Consider the following 24217-nt stretch of genomic DNA (forward strand, 5'->3'; position numbering starts at 1 on the left):
CAAATTGATTATCACTTAATCAGATTTTCAGTTCGAGCTGCGGCCTCCCGTCGACGGAGGGCGGCGGCGGCGGTGCCTCCTGCACGACGCGGGCATCGGTCTCGGCCTGGTTGGCATAGGCGACCACGTAGCTGTAGCGCCGCGACTTGCGGCGGCCGACGCCGATCTCCTCGACCGAATAGGAGGACAGGCCACTGGCGCGCACCATGTCCTCGAACGCCTTCTTCGTTTCACGACGGAACTGGCCGCGCGTCAGCTTGTCTTCCCCTTCGTCCCAGAGGTCGCGCCCCGCCAGGGCCGCCAGAACGTCCTCGTCGACGTAATGATGGTTGTTCATGCTGTCGATGTAGGGCCAGAAGGTCTTGGCATAGTCGGATTTCAGCTCGAACTGGACGTCGGCATTCAGGCTGACCAGCTTGGCGCGATGCATCATGGCAGCCGACCAGTCGCCGTAGCGGATCACCACCTCGCTATCGAGTTCGAGGCCATTCCACTCGATGCTCTCGATCAGCGAGCCCATGCCGCCCTTGCCCTGCCGTCCGAGGCTCGCGAGATCGCCCTTGCGATAGGCGTCGACGATCGCCTTGTGGTCGCCCTCGAAGATCGTGAAGACCACCTTCTTGATGTCCTCGAAGACATCCATCAGCGTCATCAGGTTGTTGGTGTGGGCTGTGCGGCCCATGGCGGTGAGGAGGCCGCGCCAGGTCGTCTGGGTCTCGTAGATCGTGCTCCAGGGTAATCCGTGGCTTGGACGGTTCACGGTCTGGGTCCGGTGCGGCAGGCGGAACAGGGCATAGATCGTATCCCGGTGCTGCGTTCCCAGCTCGCGACCCGAGACCTTGATCACGGATTGACCCGGCACGACGTAGAGGCGTTCGAACTTGCTGTCCGTGATCAACCGGGTCTTCTTCGGCGCGAAGGCCGAGGTTCGCGCAAGGCGTGCGGGGATCTTGGCGGGGTTCTTGCGCCCGCGCGTGTTCTTGAACTTCTCGAGGCGCTTGCGCTCCGCCTCGCTGAGCTGACGATCTCTCACGTGCGTCAAAACTCTCTAACCGATTGATATTCCAGATAGGCTGATGGGAATCCTGCTCAACCTTCAGACCTCTTCGAGATGAAACAGGCTGATCCAGCGCCTCGTGAACGCTGGCTTTCGAACGACAACAGGAGCGTCACAAAAATCTTCGTAAATCATTGTTTTTCATGAAGATAGAGTGGAATAGTGCTCAACCTTTGGCCTCCTGCATCGAGGTCGTTTGGAAAAGACAGGGCGGTTTCGACCGGCAGGATCGGAATCGTGCTCAACCTTTCGGGAATCACACTCAACCTTGACCTCGATTTTGTCCATCAAAATCGGGAATCGCACTCAACCTAAGCGGTTTCGATGCAACAGGTCCTGAAGAAGTCGGCTGTTTGCTTTTTGGAAAGCTGCTCAACCTTTTGGGAAAGCCACTCATCCTAATGGGAATCCTGCTCATCCTAATGGGAATCCTGCTCATCCGAATCGGATTTTTCATCCGCGATTTGAAAGGCTTGGATCCTCTAGAGACTCTTAGAGACTCTTAGAGACTCTAAGAGACCCCCGATTTGGGCAGAAACGCATCGACAGCGCCGCTCCACGAGCTCTGGACAAGGAGGCAGAAGGCATGCTGATCCTGGTTGGCACTGGACGACGTCAAGCCATCTCGCAGGGAAGCCGTGCTGCCGGTTCCCGTTTGGAAAGGGAGCCGATCCCCTGTATGCGAACCCGTGACGAACGGCATCCGATGCCAGGGAACAGGTCGCAGTGCCGCAACATGCCCAGAGCCGTCTCGCCGTCGGCATCACGATCTACCAACCCGATCTGGAGCTCCTGAAGCAGCTTCTTTCCAAGGTCCGGCTGATGGCGCCGACCATCCTCCTCCATATCGACGGTCCCGTGGGGACCGCGATCACCGAGGAAGGCCTCGCCGTCCTGCAAGGCGAAGCAGCAGCAGGCTCGCTCTCCATCACGCAGTCACAGGTCAACGAAGGCATTGCCGTCGCCTTGAACCGGCTGGCGGCCGAAGCCTCGAAACGCGGCTGCCGGTCCATCCTGTATTTCGATCAGGATTCCGATCCCGCCACCGATCTCGCCGATCGATTGACGGAAACACTGGCGTCCCTCAAGGCACGCGATCGACGACCCGCCGTCGTCGGCCCCAGACCTGTCGCACGCGAAGCCGCATCAAAGCCGCCCCATTATCGGACACGAGGGAAGAGGGATCCCGTGACGGGCTGCCAGCCCGTGGACTATGTCATCACCTCGGGCAGCCTGTTCGAACTCGAAATCTTTCGGACGCTCGGTCTGTTCCGGGAAGAATACCGCATCGATGCGGTGGACACCGAATGGTGCTTCCGGGCGTGGTCGCGGGGTGCTTCGGTCTGGATGGCGCCGAACGCCCTGATGCCGCACCGCATCGGCCACGGTCTCGTGCGCTTCGGGCCTCTTGCCTTTCCCCGGCAGTCGGAAGCGCGCATGGAGACCTATATTTGCAACCAGGCGCGCATGCTCCGCCTGTCTTACGTTCCCCTGCGTTGGAAGCTGCGCACCGTCCTCTACGTTCCCCTGCAGGGCGTGATCCATGCCGCGCTCGTATCGAAGGCCCATGGGAGCGCCGCCCGACGGTTCTGGAGGGCCGCGCTGACGGGATGGCGCGTCCCGATCGCTGACTGGACGATCCTTCGATCATGACCCGCATCGAACCGAAGCCTGCCCTGTCTCTAAGCGAGACCGAGATCCCGACAAAGCCCTTCGCCGTCTTCGTGCATGTCTTCTATCCCGACGTGTGGGCAAGGATCGTGGAGCGCCTGGAGGCGACGGTGGAGGATCCCTTCCACCTCGTCGTGACAGCACCCCATGCCTTGGCCCCGAACCTGCCGCTGCCCGCGGAGCGGTTGCTCGTCTCGTCGACGATCATCCCCTGCGACAATCGGGGCCGCGACGTCCGGCCCTTCTGCGAGGCTCTGCGTTTGGCGATCGATGTCGATGTCGGGCTGAAGCTCCACACCAAGCGATCGCTTCACCGCCTGGACGGCGGGGATTGGGGCCAGACGCTGGTGGAGGCCCTTCTGCCCGGCGAAGGCGATGTCCGGCGGTTGCACCAGTCGATGACGCGCGACCGACGACTCGTCCTGGCGGCACCGGACGGGATGCTCGTCTCGCAGCGCGATTGGATGCAGGGCAACCGCGCCTCGATGCAGGTGCTGGGGACGCGCTTCGCCCTCGATCTCGATCCGTCCCTGCAGCAGACTCCGGTCTTTGCCGCGGGAACCATGTTCTGGTTCCGCAAGGAGGCCCTGCGGCTTTTGATCGACGTTCCCCTGGACGATCTCTTCGAGGCGGAAGCCGGTCAGGTCGACGGGACGGCGGCGCATGCCCTGGAGCGCTGGATCGCACCGATCGCGGAACGCGGCGGAGGCATCGCGACGACGGTTTCGGGCGTGTTGGAAAGCCGCCGGGACATGCCGGACGACGTCTTGCGCCGAAGCGCTCGACGCTTGGCCGACCAGCCCAATCCGTTTCTCGTGCGGCCCGGCTTCTTCGGCAGGCTGCTTGCGGCGAGCCCTCTCCTCAGAAGCGCCTATCTCGGCTTGCCGCTCGCCTGGCGCCGGCAACTGAAGCGCTTGCTGCTTTCCCGGACGGGAAGCCGTCGAAGCTGAAGCCTGCTCCAGGCGAGGCGAACGTCGCGGGGGACTGGCAGGGAATGCGGCAAAGCCGATGGCTGCCGCTTCAACGAAAAACGCCCACCGGGGGAGGACCGGTGGGCGTCATGACATGTCCGACGGCTTTGGGAGGAGGATGCCGTGGACGGATCCGCTTCGACCTATGGGAGGAGATCGGTCGAAGCGAAAGGGAAATTCAGCGGATTGCCTGACGGGCGACGGCGGGAATGTCGGTCCGGGCGATGCCGAGATCGGCAAGTTCGCGCTGCGAGAGGCTGTTCAGCTCGGACACGGTGTTGCGGTACTGGCGCCAAGTGCGCAGGGTGCGGGAAAGGTTCATCGGGATCATCCTTTAGCGCTCCTCGTCGGTGGGAGCGGCTCGTTTCGTCTGTCGTTGTCGACACGCACTAGATACGAAATCCCGTGTGCCGACAGTAGCGCCCAAAGCGCATGGCTGCCCCACGCTTCTTCGCTATGTCCCTGGGTTCTATGAGGCTTGCACGACAGGAATGGATGCTGGGAGCCGCTCTTGCGCTCGACCGCGTGGGAAAGCCGTGTCGGCGCTCCAATGGAAACGGCCTCTTTCGAGGCCGCTTCGTCATGTCGTCTGGCGAAAGGTCGCTGGGCGGTTCAGTTGGCGGGAGCCGCTGCCGGCGGCGTGACGGTGACCGTCGGAACCTCGATCGTCTTGGTTTCGGTGCCGACATTCACGTCCGCCGCGTCGACATCGACCTTGGGCATGCTGCCGCCCGTGACGGAGACGTTGGGCAGCGAGCCTTCCTGCGTCTGCGTCACCGTGAAGAAGCCCATCGCATAGCCGACGATGCCGACCACGACCACGACGGCGACGAGAATGCCGAGAACTCTACCCATACTCACACCCATGAACTCAGGCGGGCCAATCCCCGCGTGGCCGCAGAACATCGGGATGCCGGGAAGGTTCCCAAGCTCGACTGAAGAAAGTGGATCGAACGCCTGCCAGACTGTCTTGTCAGGCCGATGCGGGCCAGGCTGCCTGCGATGGACGGAGCAGCCATTGCCGGATCGGTTCCACGTCGAAGGCGCGGGTCGTGTCCACCTCGATCATCTCCGTCAAACCGAGGGGCCGAGCGCGTTCGGCGAGGGCGACGAGCTCCGGCACGTACTCCACCCCGGGATGGCCGGGCGGCCTCAGCCTCGCACGTCGCCCGTAGCGCTCGCCGATGAGGACGGGCGGCGCGGTGCACCAGATCTCGGCGGCGGCGTCGACGCCCGCCTCGGCGAGGAGCGCATCGATCAGCTCCCGCGGCTGAAAGCCGAACCAGGCATCGAGGATGAAACGCGTGCCCGCGGGCGCGTCCCGGACGATGGCGAACATCGCTTTCAGGCTCGCTCGCCCGAGCTTTCGGTTGAAGGGACGGTCGACGGCCTCGATCTCCTCCAGAAACGGGTTCTTGATCGTGTCGAGGGTGATCACGGGCCATCCCAGGGCGTGTCCGAGGCTCGCGGCAACGCCGCTCTTGCCGCTGGCGGGAACGCCATTCACGAGGACGATCCGCTTGGAGCCCGATCGCTCGGGCATGGCGGCACGGGCGGCACGGGCGGCGCCAATGACGCCGGCATCGTCGCCGAGCCGGGCCGGGGAGACCGGAGCCTCGTACCAGGACGGATCCGTCGGCTGGCTGGCCAGAGCGGCCGCCGCCGCGTGTCCGAGCCCGCCGCCCAGCACCACGATCTCGGGATCGAGCGATGCCACGAGACTGTCGATCGCGATCCGCAGGGGCATGGCCCAGGCGGACAGAACGGAGGTCGCGACGGGTTCGCCCGCCTCCTGCCGTGCGAGAAGTTCGGCGGCCGTCGTCTCGGCGGGAAGACCCGCATCCTTGATGTGGCGGCCGAGCGCGGTGCCCGAGCTGACCGTCTCGACGCAGCCGCGCTTGCCGCAGACGCAGTGCAGGCCCTTCGGGTCGATCGAGACATGCCCGAGCTGGCCGGCAGTGCCGCGGGCGCGTACGAGCCGACCGCCTTCGAGGATCGCGCCGCCGATGCCGGTGCCGATGGTCAGCATCACGACGTGCCGCGCACCGCGCGCCGCGCCGACGGCCGCTTCGCCGAGAAGCGCCATGCTGGCATCGTTGTCGATCACGACGGGATGCTTGAAGCGCGCCTCCAGCCGTTCGGCGAGGGGTGTTGCGGAGAGATCCACGTAACCGCCCGAGAGAACCCGTCGGGCCTCGAAATCCACCCGTCCGGGAACGCCAATGCCGATGCCTGCAACCGAGGCGTCGTCGATCTCGGCCACAAGCGCTTCGATCCGATCGAGAACCACGGCGGGATCGGGCGAGCTCGCCGCCCGGGCACGGGCCAGGATCCTCCCCTCCCCGTCCACGCGCGCGGCCCGCAGATGGGTTCCCCCGATGTCGATGCCGATCGAGGACGGCTCGCCGCTCATGCGACCTTCGCGGCCTGCGTTCGATGCCGCGCGATCACGGCCTGGATCTCGCGCAGGCGCGGCACGGCGATGGTCTCGAGACGCTGGCGCGTGATGGCGCGATCGAGCGAGATGCAGTCCTTCCAGAGAGAGCGGCCCGCGATGACGCCCGAGGCGCCGTTGGCCATGGCGATCTCGACCTGGCCGAGAAAGGTCTCGTGATCGACGCCCGCCGACAGGATGGCCCAGGGCACGTCGCCCGACAGAGCCGTGACGGCTGCGCAGGACTCCGGCGAGCCGGGATAGGGAAGCTTCAGGACCTTGGAGCCGAGGTCGAGGCAGATGCGCGTGCCGCCCTGGATCAGCTCCGGGATCCTGGCTTTGTAGGCCTCCGGACTTTCGCCCTCCAGCGCATAGGTCAGGAACTCCACGACGAGCAAGAGATCTTCCTCAGCGAAGTCGGCGATCACCTGTTCCAGGATGGCGATGTTGTGGGTGTTGGCCGCCGGCGTGTCGGAGCGCAGATAGACCATGATCTTGCCGCCGGTGCCGCCGAGCGCGCGGACCTGGCGCGCGCCGACGCCGTCGACGAGCTTGGACAGGCGATAGCCCTCGGGCGACGTGTCCCAGCCCGAAGCATCGAGGCCGATCAGGAGGGCGGTGTCGCGGGCGATGACGGCGTCGTCGACGAGGTGGGGCACCGCGCAGATCGGATCGACGAGGACGCAGCTCGCTTCGGAGGCGAGATGCCGTGTGATGTCGGCCTTCGTCAGCCCGAGAACGTCGTTGCCGATCCGGGCCTGTTCGGCGGGATCGCTGGCCAGCAGCGTGCGCATGCCGCCGCGTTGGTCGCAGGCGATCACCATCATCGCGCCGTCCCGGCCGCAGATCTGGTGGTATCCGCGCAATTCTGCCGTGGTCATGCGGGCCATGCGTCGTTCCTTTCGCTCCGGAAGGCGGCCTTCCTGTTCGGAGACCGCCGTGTCGGTCGCAATGCATCGAGAAGGGTCTGCGAACCACAAAGGATCGCCTTTCCCTCTGTAACATATTTCTGAAAGGAATTGCAATCGAGTGCCAATGGCTTTGATGGATCGTGTTTTCCACCGATCCGCGTGTTGAAGCGAAAGTTCTTTCTTCGTGTGATGGTGATCGCTGCCTTTTCCAAGCGCAGCCAGGACGAGAGCAATGGTTGGCTCTCCCCTTCTAGCCCTGGCGTCGATCAGGCCCCCTGCCGTTCCGCTCGTTCACAGCCTTCGGCCTTTTCCCCGTGTCTCGATCGAGGGAAATCATCGTCATCCCTGATTGAAATTGCTTTCAGAAAATATTTGCACTTGACGGTTCCCGTGACGCAGGGAGATCATGCAGCCCTTGAGCGCTAGATCCGCGGGAGCGGATCGCCTCTGGTGAACATGTGTGGGAGCGCATGTGGAGGCCGCTCGTCCGAGGGAGGAAACCATGAAGCGTCGTTCGATCTTGAAGGCGATGACGGGACTGGCCGTCGCCGCATCCATCGGCCTCGTCGCCGTTCCCGGCCACGCCCAGGAAGGCAAGAAGTACACCATCGCCCTCATTCCGGGCCTCACGACCGATGCCTTCTACATCACCATGCGCAAGGGCGCGCAGGCCGCCGCCGATGCGCTCGGCGTGGAACTCGTGTTCCAGGGCGGCCCCGAATTCAATCCCGTGGTCCAGGTTCCCGTGCTCGACGCGACGATCGCCCGCAAGCCGGACGCGATCCTGATCGCCCCGACGGACGTGACGCAGCTCGTCGAACCGCTGCGCAAGGCGCATGACGCCGGAATCGCGGTGATCACCGTCGACACGTTCATCGGCACCGGGAAATACCAGACCGGCGCCGGCGAGGCGGATTTCCCGCTCGCCTACATCGCCTCCGACAACGTGCTGGGCGGCCGCATGGCGGCCCGTGCCCTCGCCCAAGCGATCGGCGACGAGGGCGGCAAGGTCTACGTCTCCAACGTGAAGCCCGGCATTTCCACGACCGACCAGCGCGAAGAGGGCTTCAAGGCCGAAATGGCCGAGAACTTCCCGAAGATCACCGTGCTCGACACGCAGTACAACGAGAACGACGCGAACAAGGCCGCCAGCCAGCTCCAGGCCGTCTATGCCCGCAACTCGGACCTCAAGGGCGTCTTCGGCGCGAACCTCTTCTCGGCCATCGGCGCGGGCAACGGCGTGCAGCAGGCGGGCCAGACCGGAGCTGTGAAGGTCATCGCCTTCGACGCGCCGGGTTCGATCGTCGACAACATCACCTCCGGCCTCGTCGATGCCGCGATCGCCCAGCACCCCGCCGAGATCGGCTATTACGGCGTCATGTCCGCCTATGCCCACCTCACCGGCCAATCCATTCCGGTCTCGATCGGCACGGGCTTCACGATCATCGACAAGACCAACGTCACCGATCCGAACGTGGCGAAGTACGTCTATTCCGAATAGTCCGGCCTGACGACGAAATCGGTTCGAAGGGTCGGTGCGAGGCACCCCCTCCGGCTTGCCATCGATCTTCCCCTGGAGGGGCGATCGATGGCTTCGGCGACGCCGACGAGACGGATCTCCCCCTTGAGAGGAGATGTCCGGCAGGACAGAGGGGCGCGCCTCGCGCTGCCCGCGACCGGGTGACCCACAGATCGCGACACGAGAAGGCGGCTTTCCCGCCGGGCAGGTGAAACCATGACCGCATCCCTATCGGACGCGCCGCACGCCGGGCATCCGCCGTCGGAAAGTCCGCATGTCAAACCGCAGGCCGACCACGCCGATACGGCGCGCACGATCGTCCAGCGCATCGCCGACCTCCGGGCCTGGCTCTTCCTCGCCGCGCTGATCGTCGGCTTCGAGATCTGGTCGCGATCCTCCTTCGGCGGGACCTTCATCCTCAACAGCTTCAACATCCAGTCCATCGCGATCTTCGCGGTCGCGCCGCTGCTGCTGGCGACCGGGCAGACCTTCGTCATCATCTCCGGCGGCATCGATCTGTCGATGGGCTTCGTGATGGGGCTGGCCGCCGTCGTCGCGGCCCATGCGATCAACTGGGCGACGCCGGGCATGGGCCTGCCGATGGCGGTGCTCTTTGGAACGCTCGTCGCGGTCGCCGCGGCCGCCATTCCAGGCGCGGTCAACGGGCTCCTGATCTCGCGGCTGCGCGTCCCCCCCTTCATCGGCACGCTCGGCATGTTCGGCGTCGCGCGCGGAGTCGCCTTCCTCCTGGCCAACGGCACGACCGTTCCGATCAAGAACACGGTCTTCGCGGCGATCGGCAACGGACGCATCTTCAGCGTGCCTTACATCGTGATCATCACGGCCATCTTCGTGCTGGTGATGCACTATCTTCTCAGCCAGACCCGCTTCGGGCAGCACAATTATGCCATCGGCGCCAACGTCCAGGCGGCCCGCCGCTCGGGCATCGACATCAAGTGGCATCTCCTCCGGCTCTACATCCTTTCGGCGGCCTGCGCGGGTCTTGCCGGCGTCGTCTATTCCGCGCGCTTCAACGCGGGCGCAGCGCAGGCCGGCGAGCCGCTGCTTCTGGATTGCGTGGCCGCGGTCGTCATCGGCGGCGCCAGCCTCTTCGGCGGGTCCGGCACCATTCTCGGCACGGTGGCGGGCGCCTTCGTCATCGCCGTCATCCAGTACGGCCTCGTCTTCGTGAACGTCGAGCCGTTCTGGCAGTTCATCAGCGTCGGCGTCGTGATCATCATCTCGGTTCTGATCGACCAGGCCCAGCGCCGGTTCAGCGGAGGTCGCATCGATGAGTAACGCCGCTCAGCCGATCCTCGAAGTCACCAACCTGTCCAAGCATTTCGGCGCCGTGCGCGCGCTGAACGACTTCTCCATGACGATCCGTCCGGGCGAGGTGGTGGCGCTCGCCGGCGACAACGGCGCGGGCAAGACGACGCTGATCAAGGCGATCTCGGGCGTCTTCCGCCCGACCTCCGGCACGGTGAAGCTCGACGGCAAGCCCGTCTCCTTCGCCACCCCGCAGGAGGCGCGCGACAGCGGCATCGAGACGATCTACCAGGATCTCGCGCTCGCCGACAACCTGACGATCGGCGGCAACATCTTCCTCGGCCGCGAACCGATGACGAGGAAGTTCGGTTTCCTGCCGGTCCTCGACCGCAAGAAGATGGCGCAGGCCGCGCGCGACACGATGGCGCTTCTCGACTTCCACGTCTCGCGCACCGATGCCCCGGTCTCGAACTTCTCGGGCGGCCAGCGCCAGGCCGTGGCGATCGGGCGCGCGGTTTACTGGAACGCGCGCATCCTCATCATGGACGAGCCGACGGCCGCGCTCGGCGTTCCGGAGCAGCGCAAGGTGATCTCGCTGATCCACCAGCTGAAAGCCCAGGGGCGCGGCGTCATCTTCATCTCGCACAACCTCCAGGACATTTTCGCCGTCTCCGACCGCATCGTCGTGCTGCGCCGCGGCGTCGAGGCCGGCGAGCGCCGGATCTCCGAGACGACGCATGACGAGGTGGTGAAGCTGATGGTGGGCGGCTGAGTACCTTGAGGACCGTGCGTCCCTTTGGACGTACGGCGAAGGCTCCCGACTTCGGATCACGGCATCGTCCTGCAATGGAACGCCGATTTCCAGGACGATGCATAGGTCGCGGTGCGGCGTGATCGATCGCGTTTCGACGCAATCAAAAGCACCAAAACGCATCTGAACGCATTTAAACGCAACAAGACGCTATTTATAACACTTGAACGCAATATGTAGCGACGGGTTGGTTGTGGTCGCTTCCGGTGGCGTGTTAACCCTTCCTGAAGCATCGGCGGGCAATTTGAAGCAAGCAGGTGCGGGCTGGCGCCACACACGGCGTTCGGACGCTGCTGCAGGCATTCGAACGTGATCGAACGCCTTGCCTTGATGCCACGCTGAACGAGATCGAAGGAGCGGACGATGCAGGTGATCGCGGTCGCAAACCCGAAGGGCGGGGCAGGCAAGTCCACGACGGCGCTGGTTCTCGCCACGACCCTCGCCGATGCCGGCGCTGCCGTCGTCATTCTCGACTGCGATCCGAACAAGCCGATCGCGGAATGGCGCCGGGGCGATTCCGCCAATTCCGTCGAGGTCCATGGGGACGTCACGGAAGGCACCATCTACAGCCGGATCGAGGGGTTTCGCGGCAAGACGAAGTTCCTGATCATCGATCTCGAGGGAACGGCGAGCCGGATGACCTCGCGCGCCCTGCAGCGGGCCCATCTCGTTCTCATCCCGATCCAGCCGAGCACGGTGGACGCCAATCAGGCGGCCCGCGCGATCCAGCTCATCCGCGAGGAGGAAGAGGGCCTGGGGCGCACGATTCCCTACCGCGCCGTCTTCACGCGCACGGCCGCCCTGATCGAGTCCCGGATCGAGAAGGAAATCGCGCAGGACCTGCGCAACGCCCATGTGCCGTGCCTCAACACCAAGCTCTGCGAGCGCGTGGCCTTCAAGGCCATGTTCACCCTGAAGCGGGCGCTGTCCGAGATGTCGGCGCCGAGCGTCGCGGGGGTTCCGAAGGCGATCGAGAACGCCGAGCATTTCACCCGGGAGGTCGTGACGATCCTCAGCGACAACGCGAAGGCAGCGGCATGAGTGGCTTGAAGGACCTGATCTCGAACGTGCCCGAGGGCCGGCGGATCGACGAACCCGCGTCGCGCCGCGACGCCGCGCCGGGCCGGGACGCCGCGGCGGAACGGCTGGGCTTCACCTCGCGCGAGCCCGAGGAGCGCGTCTTCCGACGCGAGCGCGACGGCGAGCCCAGCGTCAGCCTGAACATGCGCGTGAAGCTCTCGGTCTCCAACGCCTTCGTCAAATATTGCCAGGAGAACAACCTGTCCTACCCGCAGGCCCTGACGAAGATGATGCGCGACCTCGGCATCCACGATCCCAAGGGCTGAGAGCCCCCGGCGCATTCGGGAGGTGAATCTATGGGGAAAGCCGGCACGAGCGCCGGCTTTTTCGTCAGCGAAAGAGAGCGAGGATGCTCTCGGTCCGCAGGCTCGGCGCGGGAAGCACCGCGAGCGCGGGACGGGCGGTGCGGCTGATGTCCTGGTTCATGACCATCGTCCTCTTTGAAGGGTGCAGCGGACGCTGCGACGCATTCCCTGGGAGGGGTTGGCTCCCCTCCGCCCCGCCGATGTCCGGCTTCGATGGACACAGGATGGCCCCTTGGCGATGAACGAAGTGCCGCCAAAGATGATGAACGTTTTCAGCGTGATAGAGTGGTGAATGAAACGGGATCGACGGCCTTTGCCGTTCGGATCTCGTGAAGCATGTCGCTTCGGACATGAAGAACCCTCCGGCACGGGGAGCACCGGAGGGCATCTGGTAAGCCGTCGAGCGGCGTGGCGACGGGGAGACGCTAGGGCTCGCCCGGTGCGGCTTACTGGAAGAGGCGCAGGATGTTCTGCGAGGCGGCGTTGCCGATCGAGAGAGCCTGATAGGCGAGAGCCTGCTGGGTCTGAAGAGCGGAAATCTTGGCGTTCTCCTCTGTTAGATCGGCATCGACGAGGTTGCTCAGCGCGGTCTCACGAACGGACTTCATCGCCGTCTGGAAATCCTGCTGGATGCCGAGGGATTCGGAGAAGGTGGACAGTGTGCCTTGATAGCCACTCAGGGTATCGACCAGTGTCGTGATAAGTCCGCTGAGAGTTCCAAATTCAGCGACGGTCGTCGTGGCAGCACCAGTGACGGCAGTATAACTAGCAGCAAGGCTGATATCAATTGTCGAGACAGCAACGGTTGCGGGCGCGCCAGAATTAATACCGATGGTCGTTGTTTTGGTGGCAGTGGCGGTGTTCAGCCAGTTGTCTCCGTCGAAGCCAGCTCCGCTCAGAACAGAAGCGATCTGTGCCTCCAGTGCGGTCACCTTATTCGTAGCGACGGTTATGCCGGCTGCGTCCGCGTTCGAGGTCGTAACACCATCGGCGACTTCCTTGATCTTTCCGACTAGTGTGACAATGCTATCGATGGCCTTGATCGCTGCGTCGGCGCGTCCTTTGGAGCGGGCAATGCCGGTGGCAAGGTTGCTCTGGGCTTTCATGTCGGATCGGATCGTCTGTGCCATCTTCCAGGCGGAGGCATCGTCGGCAGCGGAATTGACACGCTTGCCAGTGCCGATGCGCATCTGCGAGGTCGCGATGTCGTTGTTGATCTGGCGGAGGTTGGCGAGAACTGCAGAGTTGGCAGTAGAGTTGATCGAGACCATTGTTCTTTTCCCCGTTTCAAGCAACACCTCGTTGCTTGCAGGGATATTGATAGGGTCTGAGCTCCAAAGGACTGCATTCTGGAATTCAGACAATTTGATGCAATCCTGTATTTGGCAATATCTCGATCAATTGTAGAAAATGATCTTGAAATCGGATCGATCGATTTGTCGGGTGTGTGATGAGATCTTGTTCACCATGCGGGATCGCGCGGTTTGAAAACGCATGGAGAATTCGGGCCGCACGGGGCGAAGGCCCGCCTCGCGGCCATCCGAGACCCGGATTCGCCGCAGGAGCGGGCGATCCCTGCCGGTGACCACCGCTTCGACCGCTGCGCAGACACGAGCGGGCCGGTTCGTGAGACGGGCATCCCAAATGGCATCGAGGCGGCGAACGGTTCCGTTCGCCGCCTCGATCGGAGATCGTGCGATGACGCTGACCAAGATCTCGGTCCGGCGTTTCGAGAGGATGTCGGTGGTTTGGGGGAGTCCCCCGTCAGCACTTGCCCCAGGTCGTGCACCGGTTCTGCGTTTCCGACCAGGTTCGGTATTGGGAATTGGTCGTGGCGCCGATGCCGAAGCGGGTGTCGCGGGTGGAGCGGACCTTGTCCTGGCCCTTGAAGGCCGCGCGCGCCTTGTCCCAGCGGTGGAGCTTGTGGTTGGCCCAGCCGCGCAGCATCTCCGCGTCATAGGCCTTGCCGCGCTTGGCCTCGCGCCGGTCGAGCGCGGCAAGCGAGCCCTCGTAGTCGCCGGCCTGGAAGAGCCGGTTCGCCTCGCGCATCAACTTGTCGCCGCCACCGCCGCCACCGGATGTCTTGCTGGCCCTGCGAACGGCCGCCTTGCCGGAGCCCTGCTTCCGGGGCTCGCCGGCGCTCGGCTTGGCGGAGGCCGTTCGGGTCTCGACCTGCGAGATCTCGGCCAAGGCCGGGAAGTCCGCTCCGTATTCGGCGCGGATGCGCTTGAGCGCGGCTCCGTCCTTCAGGCGCGCGGCCGCGACGGCAAGGCCGACGACGCCTTCCTCCGTCGGCTTCCAGGCAACCGATCGCTCGAACCAGGCCCGTGCGTCCTTCGCCTTCTCCTCGGCGATCGGCGATCGGCGATCGGAGATCAGCGACCAGCCGAGCGCCTGGGCGCCGAGGGGCGACTTCGTGTCGACGACGACGCGCTCGAAGCGGGCGCGCATGTCCGGCGTCACCTCGGCCTCGCCCCTGCCCGTTTCCCGCATGTCCAGCGCGTCTGTGTCCGCTTCGCCCGAACGGGCTTCGTGCGAACTGGGCTCGTCCGTCAGCGCCTCCGAGATCATCTCGACATAGACCTTCGCGATGTCGGGCGAGAGGCGGTAGGTGCGAAAGCCGAGGCGCTCGGCATCCGCGAAGGCGCCGCCGTTGCGCAGCGCCAGGAGATAGCCTTCCGTGCTCTTGGCATCGCCGCCCGCATCCAGGCTCGCGCGGAACCATTGCCCGGCGCGATCCCAGTTCTGCTGGCCGAAGAAATACCAGCCGATCTGGCTCATGTCGGAAGCCGAGCGCGAGGCGCGCACGAAATCGGCATAGGCCGCGAGCTCCTGCGATGCCGCGAGCGGCGCGCCGCTCTCGGCCGCCTCCGCCATCTGCCGGCGCAGACCGTCGAAGCGCAGGCTGTCGAACTCGCCGCGCCCGTCCGGCCCCGTGCGGCCCAGGGCGACGAGGGCGCTGACGCCCTCCGGCGGCAGCAGGGCGGCCGCCTTCTGGAAGGTCGCCTGGCGCTCCGCCGGCACCTCGCAGGTGTCGAGGACATAAGCGTAGAGATCATAAGCCTTCGCCATGTTCCGCAGGCGCGCGAAGCTCTCGCCGACGGTCCAGAGAACGTCCATGTTGGAGCAGACGAGGAGGCCCGGCCGCGCTTCTGCAGCCGAGATGGCGCCGGTCCAATCGCCCCGCGAGGCGGCCTGCTGGACGCTCTGGCGCGTCTCGGCATCCGCCAGCTTCGCCATGAGGTCGCTTGAGGCGACATAGGTCGGCGCTTCCACCTTCAGCCGCTCGATGCCGCGGCGCACCTCGGCATAGGCGCCCTTGGCGTAGAGGTCCCAGAGCGGTTGCTCGTCGACCGTGTTCACCGGCGCGAAGAGATCGCGCGGCGGCTGCCATCCGCCATGGAGCGATTTCAGGCGCCGGATCTCCGCGCCGACGCGAACGAGGTCGCGCTGCGAGGCGTAATAGCGCAGCGCGGTCTCATCGACCGGCTTGACGCCGCCTTCGCCGCCGCCGGAGGCCGGCTTGGGCTCCTCGAGCGAGAAGGGCGCGCCGGACGGGGCCGGGGACGCCGCGGGTTCTGCCGGCAGCGCGAAGGGATTGGCGACGGCGGCGGTCTGGACCGTGCCTTGACGCGGCGCGGCCGCGGCGAAGGGATTGGCGCCGGCCCGTCCGTCCGAGATCGGGCGCGGCTGTGGGGTCGTGGCAGGCACCGTGCCGAAGATGTCCGGCGGCGGCATCATGGCCGCGGGGATCGTGGCGGCCCGTGCCGGCGTCGGCGCGCCGAGGTCGACGTTCAGGGGATCGACGAAACCTGTCGTGCCGGCCCCATTGGAAGCCGGTGCTGCGAAGGGGTCCTCGGCTTCCGACGGGGCCACCGCGATCCGCGTCGAATGGCCGAGCGGCTGGGCGAGGGCGGCGGACACGCTGAGCGCCGCGATCGAGACAAGGAAAAGCGATTTCCTCAGAGGCATTGCGGATACCTTTCGGAAAGAGCCATCAGGCTCAGGAGATGAAGCGTGCTGGGGTAATAGGTCGTGGGCTCGAAGCGCTTGGCCGCATCCACGGTCTCGGTCCGCTGGAGGCTGCAGGCCAGGAGATCGGACAGAGCGAGGTAGCCCGGCCCCGTCATGGCGCCGACACCGGCGCCGGTCTCGACCTCGATCGCCTTCGGCTGGATCGCGCCGGCCTCGATCCAGGCCTTGGCGAACGGCTCCACGAGGGCGTCGTCGCGTCCGTACCAGGCGAGATAGAGCGGAATGCGAACCGCGTTGTAGGCATATTGCGGCGGGAAGTTCGCGGCGGGCTTCGGCGCCTCCGCGCCGCCGAGCCCGATCCAATCGCTCGGGATCTGGGCCGGGCCGAAGCGCGCCGCCTCGATCAGCGCCAGGCCGCTGTCGATCAGCCGGGCGGCGGCGAGCTTGGCCGAGATCGGTTCGAGTTCGGCGATCGCCGGCAGCACCCAATAGGACAGGTTGACCACCGGTGCGTCCGGCTGCGCGGTCTTCGAGAACCCCTCGACGGCGGGCAGAAGGATCCGGCCATAGCGGCTGTCGGCGGTGGCGAGGTCGGCGAGGTCGTCGACGATCCGCTTGGCTTCGTCGCGGTAGGCCGCGACCTTCCAGCGTTCGGAGGCTCTGAGCAGCGCCCAGGCGATCAGGAGATCCCCATCGGTCGCATCGTTGCGGTCGGTGACATGGGGCGTCGCCCGCGGATCCCAGCGCCAGGCCGCCAGCGCATCCTCCCGCACCATCAGTTCGCGCTGGGTCCAGGTCCAGAGTCGCTCGAACGTCGCACGGTCGTCGGCGGAAACCGCGATCAGCATGCCGTAGCCCTGGCCTTCGCTGTGGCTGATCATGCCGTTGTCGTCGTCGGTGACGCGACCGTCCTCGGTGACGAAACGGGCCCGGTAGAGCTCCCAGGAGCCGATCAGGTAATCCTCGGTCGAAACGGCAGCCTCCGGCGCCTGCGTGGCTCGGCCTTCGGGAATCTGGGCGAGGAAGGCCAGCACGAGGGCACCCGCCAGGACCGCGATCCGCTTCATCGACGACCCTCCCCGATGTTGCGCAGGAGCAGGAAGGTGCTGACGCCCAGGAAGAGGCAGGCGACGAGCAGCGCCACGGCATAGCTCTCGAAATGCCGGGAGAACCAGCCTGCCACCACGAGGCGGGTGTTGAAGAGGCTGAAGGGCTGGGTTTCGTAGAGACGCTCCTCGCCGGCGGCGATCGAGCGCAAAGCGGCGTCGCTGCCCTCGAGGGTCGACACGGCTCCGCCGATCGCGGCCCAGCGGTCGGAGCGCGTCAGGAGATCGACGCCGGCATCGAGCGTGGCGGCATCGGCGGCCGCGACGACGGTCCAGGCACCGCTCTTGGCGATCGGCGCGGCGCCTTGCGCGATCACGAGCCGGGTGTCCTTGCCGGGCTGGAAGAGGCGGGTCGAGGTCAGATCCTTGGAAGCCTCGCCGCCGAACCCGGTGAGCGCGAGAAGGCCGTCGGTGAGCCGGCTGCCGAGATCGCCGACACCCTCCATCAACGCGCCGGCGGTCGGCAGAGCGGCGGCGAAGCCGCCTGCCGCCTCCGGCGCGGCTCCTGCCGCAGGTTCCAAGCCTGCTGCATCCTCCTCCTTCGCCCCGAACACCGTCTGCCAGGGCGCGACGATGCCGGCAGCCTTCGCCTGGCCGACGAGGAGCGAGGGCGCCTCCGCGTCGCCCAGATTCTGGCCGGGGACAGCGAGGCGCACCGCCGAGAGAAGCTCCGGCGGCAGCTCGGAATAGCTGCCGAAGCCGATGAGGTGCCGCGTTTCGTCGAAGGGCATGGTCGTGACGACGTCGGGGCGGAAATACGTGTCGGCCGAGGCGGCGAGCTTGGCGATGAACGTGCCGGCGGTGGCGAGGCGCGCCGGGTCGAGCTTGGGAAGATAGACCGTCAGGTCGTGGTCGCGGCCCTTGCCGCCGCCCGAGATCGTCGTCGACAGGTCCGGCACGTGCCCGACGCGGGCAAGGTCGGGCAGCGTCAGGACCGACGTGTCGGACAACAGGAAGCGCGTCGCGGGCGATGCCTGCTCCGCCGGATCGCAGGCGGCGTCGGAGGCATTGGGAAGGTTCGCCTCGAAGCTGAGGACGTTCGTTCCCGGTCGCAGCGTGCCGAGCGGCAGGCGCAGCCTCTGGTTCTCGATGAGGCCGCGCTTGCTCGAGCTCAGCGGGATCGTGGCCACGACGAGACCATTGGCGCGCACGATCAGCTGCGCGCCGCTGGACAGGCCCGCGGCATAGCCGGCGTTGAGCGACAACGAGGCATCGGCATAATCGGCCGGGTAGAAGTCGGACGGCAGGCGAAAGGCCACGCTGTCGCGGAAGAAGCGACCGGCAAAGGGCCGGCTTTCCATGCCGAGGTCGCCAAGGGTCGCCGACGAGCCGCTGGTGAGGTCGATGCCTCTCGCTTGGCGTGACGCCCTCTGGCCGGCCTCGCTGCCGGTCATGGCAGTCTGGCGGGCTTGCATCGCGAAGTCGGCCAGGTTGCGGTCCAGCTCGGCACCTGTCGCGCCGGTAACGACGAGACGCGCAGGACCCGCCGGTGAGGACGGTTCGAAGGCAACGAAGGGCAGGCTGGTATTGCCGGTCGAGCCGCCGGACGCCGCTGGCGATCCGAGGGCGATATCGAGCGCGACGCCGGTCGCGGGCCCATCGACGGACAGTTTGGGGGAGGGGAAGCCGCCCTTCAGGACGACGGATTGAACGAGGCCGAGCATGCGCTCGGTGTCCTTGGCCGTCGTGCCCTTCGGCAATGTGCCGCGGATCGTCGTGACGCCGCCGCCGAAGAGGCGCGACAGCGCGGGCAGGTCGTCCAGCGTCGCGACCTTGGACGGTCCGTTCGGGAAGGACAGGCCGCTTTTCTCGGGATCGATGGCGGTCCAGAGCTCATAGGTGCCGGCGATGGAGCAGTCGACGCGGTGGTGCTGGTCGAGGACGATCCGGATCTGGTTCAGTCCGGGCACGAGGAGGCCGGGCGCCAGATCCAGGGACAGAAGGTCGGTTTCTCCCGTGCCCAGATGCGTCTCGCCCGCCGGCTGGTCGTTGACGAAGACCCGCAGAAGCGAGGTTTCCGGCATGACCGACACCGCGCTCTCCAGCGCCAGGACGAGCTTGGCGGGTTGAGCCGTCTCGTCGGCGAGAACGGTGACGGCGAACTGCCGTGATCCGGACTCGCCGGTGAAGGTCAATTGCTCGGCGGTGGCCGGCAGGGCCGCGAGCGAGGCCGGACTGGTCGTGGCGGCAGGGTTTGCGCGAGTCGCGCCGATGCCGAAGGCCGCCGGCGCGTCGGCCCGCGAACCCGGCGCGAAAGCGAGGACGCACAATCCCGCGATCCCCGCGCGAAGAAGCATGGTCGATCGGATCATGATCGGTCTCCGGTTCAAGCCGAGGCGCGCGCGGTGTCGGACGCGCCGTGCGCGTCGCGGCTGCCGCTGCGGGTGAAGAAGAGGTGGTGGCAGGCGAGGAAGGGGTAGACGGCCGCCCATTTCAGGAAGGCCAGCGTTCCGGTGACGATGGAGCGCCGTGCCTGGCGGTTTTCGCGATGGCTGCGCAGATCGCTGATATCGGCCAGCATGAGCTCTGCGATCAGCGGATAGTGGCGGATGCTGGCCTTGAATCGCACGCCGTAGGCGATGCCGCCTTCGCCGCTCGTGGAAGCCTTCAGCGAGACCGGGATCGAGCCGAGATGGTGCGGATCGCCGGCGACGGAGACGAGGAGGCGGGCCTCGGTCGTCCCGACGATCGTCGGCAATGCGCCCGTGGGCAGGAGGCGGGCGCCGCCGAGCGAGACGTCCTCCGTGACGACGGGATAGAGGATGTCATCGACGCAGAGTTCGGCCCTGCGCTTCAATCCGAGCCGCGGCGCGGTGCGTCGCTCGCGCTGCTCGATCACCACGCCGAGCGCGGCGGAGGCGACCATGAGGTTGAGAAGATTCCAGGCGCCGACGACGAGGAGGAGGCCGCCGACCTCGGGCTCGGTCTGGTAGCGATAGACCGAGACGGCGAAGGTGAAGAGAAGCACCGCCACGATCGCGAAGAAGGGGCGGGCGAGCTCCGACAAGGCCGTTTCCTGCAGCGTCTCGCCCTTGGCCGTGACGTTGAAGGTCGGCCGACGCGGATTGACGAGAACGCTGACGATGGCGCGGACGAGATAGACCGACTGGACGTATTCGTAGAGTTCGGAGATCCACGGCCAGCGGACCTGCCCGTAGAGATAGTTCCGCAGGATCTCGCCGATGATCAGGTAGGTGATCGTATAGGCGGTGAACTCCTGGACCGAGGCATTGTAGACCTTGAGATCGAAGAGGATGAAGAGCAGCGGCGCGGCCATGAAGACCATCCGCATGAAGGGAAAGAACCAGAACAGGGCGCTGGAGAGGTAGCAGATGCGCTGGGCAAGCGAGAGGCCGCTGCGAAGGGCGGGATTCTTCAGGAGCAGGATCTGGATCATGCCGCGGCACCAGCGCGAACGCTGCCCGATGAAGCTCGCGAACGTGTCGGGCTGGAGCCCGGAAATCATCGGGCGATCGACATAGAGGCTGTTCCAGCCGCGCGAGTGGAGATCGAGCGCGGTCTCGCAATCCTCGGTGATCGAGACGCCGGAAAAGCCGCCGACCTCTTCGAGCGCCGCACGCCGGAGCACCGCGGCCGAGCCGCAGAAGAAGGCCGCGTTCCATTTGTCGAGGCCCTTCTGGATGGTGCCGTAGAACATCTCGTTCTCGGACGGCATCGCCTTGAAGGTGCCGAGATTGCGCTCGAGCGGATCGGGATTGGAGAAGAAGTGCGGCGTCTGCACGAGGAAAAGGCGGGGATCGTCGTGGAAGTGCCCGACCGTCTCGCGCAGGAACTCGCGCGCCGGAGCATGATCGGCATCGAAGACGACGACGAGATCGCCCTGCGTTGCCGCAAGACCACTGTTGAGATTGCCGGCCTTGGCGCGGAGATTGGCGGGGCGGGTGCGATAATGGACGCCGAGTTCGGCGCAGAGCGCCTGCAATTCGACATGTCGGTGCTGGGCGGCCGCTGCGGTGACCGGATCGCCCGATCCCCGCTTCTGGTCGGTGCCGCCGTCGTCCAGCAGGAAGACGTTGAGCTTGTCAGCCGGATAATCCATCGCCTTCGCGGCCGAGAGCGTCAGCGACAGGATATCGGCACCCTCGTTGTAGGATGGCACGAAGACGTCGACGGTCGGAAGTTCACCCTCATCGAGCTCACGCGCTCTCTTCCTCTCGATCGGATCCGATACGACGAAGAGGCTCATCGCCAACATCAGCAGACAATACATCTCGGCGATGTAGAGGACGATCGCGGGTATGAAATTCGTGAGATGATCAGCGGATGGCAGCGTCGCAGTTGTTCGCCAGTAGGCGTATCGCAAGATGACGGCGGTTGCCGTTGCTAGGAAGACATATCGCCAGACGCCTTGAAGTCGCAGAAGGTAAATGGTGAGGCAAATCGCGATTCCCGTGATGGAAACACAGAGCTGAGCCTGCACACTGATGGGCTGCGTGATCAATCCGATCGCAATGACCGTCGAAATTGACCAAAAAATAAACAACAAGAACAGCCGCATGTGCCAACTCGTTAAAATTAGAGAGAAAGACCAGCAATCTTCATTCTGTAAGCATACCTTTATTCATCAATGTTGGCTTATTGCAATGCAGCACATCGAAATGCGGTTAATGTGAAAACTTGGAAGCACGAAATTTTGATAGAAAAACTGATATTTGCATTCAAAATCGGCAATGAGCTATTTGCGCGGCACTAGAAAGTTTGGGATTGGCGCCAAATCGTGCGCTTCCCGTCGAGGAGCGAGCGCGAGCTGCAAAGGCTCATCGGCGATACGATGGAACTTGTTCCAAAATGGTATACCAATATGGGACAATCGGCTGGAGCGCTTTCGATTGCCCCGTAGCGGTCTTATTTTAGTTTTGGTACGGAAGGCCGGTTTCAGCCACCCTTTTGGTACGATCGGAGCGTTTTGAGATGGCCCGGTTCGGCTATGCCCGAGTTTCCTCCGCCGATCAGGATCTCGCCATTCAACTCGGCAAGCTCCAGGCGGCGGGGTGTACCGTCGTGCGATCGGAAAAGGCGTCGGGAAAGTCCGTGGACGATCGTCCGGAGTTGGCCACTCTCATGCAGTTCCTGCGGGAGGGCGACGAACTCGTCGTCGCCCGGCTCGATCGCCTCGGGCGCTCGACGCGCGACGTGCTCAACCTCGTTCACGATCTCGAGGTGAAGGGCGCATCCCTCCGCGTCCTGGAACCGGAACTGACGACGGGCGGCGATGTCGGCCGGATCGTCGTCACGGTTCTCGGCATGGTGGCCGAGATGGAGCGCAAGTTCATCCTCGAGCGACAGCGCGCCGGGATCGAGGCCGCGAAGGCGCGGGGGGTCTATGCCGGGGTCGGGCGGGTGAAGTCGGTTCCCGACGACGAGATCCGTCGCCGGCATGACGCAGGGGAAGGAGCGACGCAGATCGCCCGCGCTCTCGGGATCGGACGCACCAGCGTCTACCGGGCGCTGGCGGGGAACCGGGAACTGACCTCTCGATGACGCTCACTCGTGCCGGAGAGTACGTTTGTTCGATCCGATCGCTGGGCCTGTTTCGGTGCAGTCGAGACGCGGAGCTATGCCGCGTTGTCCGAGAACGTCGCGCAACCCTTCACCGGGGAACTCTTCGACGAAATCCTAGTGCCAATGTGCGGCGGCGCTTGGAATTTTCGATGGAGGATCGGGTGTGCCCCCGCTCCTCGAACGTCTACCATCTTGGTGGGCTCGACGATGCAGGTCAGGGGAAGACGGAGTTCACGCAGACCAAGCCCGAGCTTCCTCTGGGTAATAATCTGTTACGATAATCACAACCCGCAGAGGTCGCCCGTCTATTGGCGACAGGCGTCAAAACATTGGTAATCTTATATTACAAGCAGCGGATTGACGTTGCGTCATAAAACACGTCATGTTAGGACAATATAGAATTCTGAGGCAAATAAGGAGTAAAGATGCGCCTGCTAGCAAAAATGGCCTTGGCATTGGCTGCGAACATTGCCGTTTCCTCGGTGGCGTTTGCTCAGGCTGCTCCTCCGACCGAGGCGGATGTCGTCGCCGCCTGCAAAACCGCCGATTGTACCGTCATTATGGCAGCTTATATCGCCAGCCTCGCCGCTCTGACCCCGGCTCTGAAGGATGCCGCCATTGCTTCTGTTATGTCGACATTGGCAGATGATCCCGCAGTGCCGGCGGCGCGCGTGACCGCTGTCAAGGAGATTGCAAAGGCAGAGATTAGCAGCCAGGACGTGAAAGACAACGTGGATACCGTTGTCGCGTCCAAAGAGGCTTCTGAATCAGACGACGGTCTTACGGAAACTGCCGCCAGCTCCGGATAAGTGTTTAGACGCTAGGGCTTTGCTTTGAAGGCGGCGGGTTCTTGGCCGCCCTCATTCATCGAGCGGCTCACGATTTTGACGTTGGTGACGCGCTTTCGATCGGGTCAGTTTCTGATCCATCGACGCGGGTTTTCGGATGCCATGGCAATCCAAGTGTAGCTGGTGTTCTGGCGGCGCGTGATCGTCTTTTTGATGCTGTCGAGCACCAGCTCGCCGCGATCGGTCTTCACGACGAGGACGGCATGGCCTTCGCCGCGGCTTGTGCGGACCGCCGCCACTCGAAGGGCGGAGGGGGAAAGGCCGAGGCGGATGAGCTGCTTGCGCTTGGTCAGGACGTAGTCCTCACAATCGCCGCTTCGGACGCTGGCCTTCCAGACATCCCGACCGTCCTTCTTGTAGCGAATTTGGCGGTTGACCGACTGGTTCACCGCGTTGAGCTTCGACAGGAGACCGGACGTATAGCGCACTTGGCGTTCGCCGCCCTGCCGGCAGTCTCCAGGATTGTTCAGGCAGAAGATCGCATAGCCGAGGGGCGGCGGCGTCGCGCTGAAACTCTTCGGCGTGAGATGGCGCAGGATGGAGCCCGCCGGCATGACGTGAGCCGCCGGACCCGTCCCGAAAGAAATCACGAGGGTCGCCGCAGCCATCAGCTTCGTGAAAACGGTCATCATTGTTGATTTCCACTGAGAGCTGACCCAGGCAGCTTCGGTTTTTCCATCGAGAATTGACCCATGTTTGAACTCGTCTCCACGCCATCGGTGCGGGGACATCGGAGT

General features: G+C 64.8%; 21 protein-coding genes. 9 read left to right on the forward strand and 12 right to left on the reverse strand.

The genetic code is table 11. The annotated features are described in order from the left end of the window. Positions 1 to 19: 19 nt before the first annotated feature. Positions 20 to 1033 carry a hypothetical protein gene (locus tag ASG43_RS08220; RefSeq protein ID WP_156386590.1) on the reverse strand — a complete coding sequence of 338 codons (1014 nt, stop codon included), beginning with the start codon at positions 1031 to 1033 and terminating at the stop codon, positions 20 to 22. Positions 1034 to 1783: 750 nt separating this feature from the next. Here ASG43_RS08220 and ASG43_RS08225 point away from each other — a divergent pair. Both ASG43_RS08225 and ASG43_RS08230 read left to right on the forward strand, forming a co-directional pair. Then, positions 1784 to 2710: a hypothetical protein gene (locus tag ASG43_RS08225; protein WP_056502981.1), complete on the forward strand. Its 927-nt coding sequence runs from the start codon at positions 1784 to 1786 to the stop codon at positions 2708 to 2710. Continuing rightward, a complete protein-coding gene (locus ASG43_RS08230; protein WP_056502985.1) occupies positions 2707 to 3678 on the forward strand; it encodes a rhamnan synthesis F family protein in 972 nt (323 codons plus the stop codon). Before ASG43_RS08225 ends, ASG43_RS08230 begins: the two co-directional genes overlap by 4 nt. Positions 3679 to 3877: 199 nt before the next feature. On the opposite strand, the gene ASG43_RS22125 is transcribed toward ASG43_RS08230, so the two are convergent. The 4 genes from ASG43_RS22125 to ASG43_RS08245 all read right to left on the reverse strand — a co-directional run bounded on the left by ASG43_RS22125 (position 3878) and on the right by ASG43_RS08245 (position 7023). Next, positions 3878 to 4021, reverse strand: a complete 144-nt coding sequence (locus tag ASG43_RS22125; protein WP_082490754.1) for a DUF1127 domain-containing protein — start codon at positions 4019 to 4021, stop codon at positions 3878 to 3880. Positions 4022 to 4311: 290 nt separating this feature from the next. Beyond that, positions 4312 to 4554: a hypothetical protein gene (locus ASG43_RS08235; protein ID WP_056502988.1), complete on the reverse strand. Its 243-nt coding sequence runs from the start codon at positions 4552 to 4554 to the stop codon at positions 4312 to 4314. Between the two features lie 118 nt (positions 4555 to 4672). After that, on the reverse strand, positions 4673 to 6112 hold the full coding sequence (locus tag ASG43_RS08240; RefSeq protein ID WP_056502990.1) for an ROK family protein: 1440 nt from the start codon (positions 6110 to 6112) through the stop codon (positions 4673 to 4675). Further along, positions 6109 to 7023, reverse strand: coding sequence for a tagatose-bisphosphate aldolase (locus ASG43_RS08245; RefSeq protein WP_056502993.1), 915 nt, complete (start codon positions 7021 to 7023; stop codon positions 6109 to 6111). Before ASG43_RS08245 ends, ASG43_RS08240 begins: the two co-directional genes overlap by 4 nt. A gap of 523 nt (positions 7024 to 7546) precedes the next feature. On the opposite strand from ASG43_RS08245, the gene ASG43_RS08250 reads away from it, so the two are divergent. The 5 genes from ASG43_RS08250 (at position 7547) to ASG43_RS08270 (ending at position 11989) form a co-directional block, all read left to right on the forward strand. Then, complete coding sequence (locus ASG43_RS08250; protein ID WP_056502996.1) at positions 7547 to 8545, forward strand: ABC transporter substrate-binding protein; 999 nt, start codon at positions 7547 to 7549, stop codon at positions 8543 to 8545. Positions 8546 to 8779: 234 nt separating this feature from the next. Then, entirely contained in the window at positions 8780 to 9862 is a 1083-nt protein-coding gene (locus ASG43_RS08255) for a ribose ABC transporter (RefSeq protein WP_056502999.1), read from the forward strand. Further along, a complete protein-coding gene (locus tag ASG43_RS08260) occupies positions 9855 to 10604 on the forward strand; it encodes an ATP-binding cassette domain-containing protein (protein ID WP_056503002.1) in 750 nt (249 codons plus the stop codon). Before ASG43_RS08255 ends, ASG43_RS08260 begins: the two co-directional genes overlap by 8 nt. A 402-nt stretch (positions 10605 to 11006) precedes the next feature. Next, complete coding sequence (locus ASG43_RS08265) at positions 11007 to 11684, forward strand: ParA family protein (RefSeq protein ID WP_056503005.1); 678 nt, start codon at positions 11007 to 11009, stop codon at positions 11682 to 11684. Beyond that, entirely contained in the window at positions 11681 to 11989 is a 309-nt protein-coding gene (locus ASG43_RS08270) for a hypothetical protein (RefSeq protein WP_056503006.1), read from the forward strand. The genes ASG43_RS08265 and ASG43_RS08270 overlap by 4 nt, the downstream gene beginning before the upstream one ends. 485 nt (positions 11990 to 12474) lie before the next feature. Here the strand turns inward: ASG43_RS08270 and ASG43_RS08275 are convergent, their stop codons facing one another. The 6 genes from ASG43_RS08275 to bcsA are packed head-to-tail and all read right to left on the reverse strand — an operon-like array spanning position 12475 to position 21628. Beyond that, positions 12475 to 13392: a flagellin gene (locus ASG43_RS08275; protein ID WP_156386591.1), complete on the reverse strand. Its 918-nt coding sequence runs from the start codon at positions 13390 to 13392 to the stop codon at positions 12475 to 12477. A 33-nt stretch (positions 13393 to 13425) separates the two neighbouring features. After that, positions 13426 to 13740, reverse strand: coding sequence for a hypothetical protein (locus tag ASG43_RS08280; RefSeq protein ID WP_056503012.1), 315 nt, complete (start codon positions 13738 to 13740; stop codon positions 13426 to 13428). Positions 13741 to 13792: 52 nt separating this feature from the next. After that, positions 13793 to 16000 (reverse strand): hypothetical protein, encoded by a 2208-nt coding sequence (locus ASG43_RS08285; RefSeq protein ID WP_056503016.1) that lies wholly within the window; start codon positions 15998 to 16000, stop codon positions 13793 to 13795. Further along, complete coding sequence (locus tag ASG43_RS08290) at positions 15991 to 17070, reverse strand: glycosyl hydrolase family 8 (RefSeq protein ID WP_056503019.1); 1080 nt, start codon at positions 17068 to 17070, stop codon at positions 15991 to 15993. The genes ASG43_RS08285 and ASG43_RS08290 overlap by 10 nt, the downstream gene beginning before the upstream one ends. Further along, complete coding sequence (locus tag ASG43_RS08295) at positions 17067 to 19421, reverse strand: cellulose biosynthesis cyclic di-GMP-binding regulatory protein BcsB (RefSeq protein ID WP_056503021.1); 2355 nt, start codon at positions 19419 to 19421, stop codon at positions 17067 to 17069. Before ASG43_RS08295 ends, ASG43_RS08290 begins: the two co-directional genes overlap by 4 nt. Before the next feature lie 14 nt (positions 19422 to 19435). Further along, positions 19436 to 21628, reverse strand: coding sequence for a UDP-forming cellulose synthase catalytic subunit (gene bcsA / locus ASG43_RS08300; RefSeq protein ID WP_056503025.1), 2193 nt, complete (start codon positions 21626 to 21628; stop codon positions 19436 to 19438). A gap of 413 nt (positions 21629 to 22041) precedes the next feature. Here bcsA and ASG43_RS08305 point away from each other — a divergent pair, with 413 nt between their 5' ends. Continuing rightward, on the forward strand, positions 22042 to 22611 hold the full coding sequence (locus tag ASG43_RS08305) for a recombinase family protein (RefSeq protein ID WP_056503028.1): 570 nt from the start codon (positions 22042 to 22044) through the stop codon (positions 22609 to 22611). 446 nt (positions 22612 to 23057) lie between these two features. Continuing rightward, complete coding sequence (locus tag ASG43_RS08310) at positions 23058 to 23441, forward strand: hypothetical protein (RefSeq protein ID WP_056503033.1); 384 nt, start codon at positions 23058 to 23060, stop codon at positions 23439 to 23441. A gap of 104 nt (positions 23442 to 23545) precedes the next feature. Here the strand turns inward: ASG43_RS08310 and ASG43_RS08315 are convergent. Further along, positions 23546 to 24217: transglutaminase-like cysteine peptidase (locus tag ASG43_RS08315; protein ID WP_156386593.1), on the reverse strand; the 672-nt coding region annotated here is incomplete at its 5' end.

Origin of the sequence: Aureimonas sp. Leaf454, assembly GCF_001424685.1 — a bacterium.
Lineage (GTDB): Bacteria > Pseudomonadota > Alphaproteobacteria > Rhizobiales > Rhizobiaceae > Plantimonas.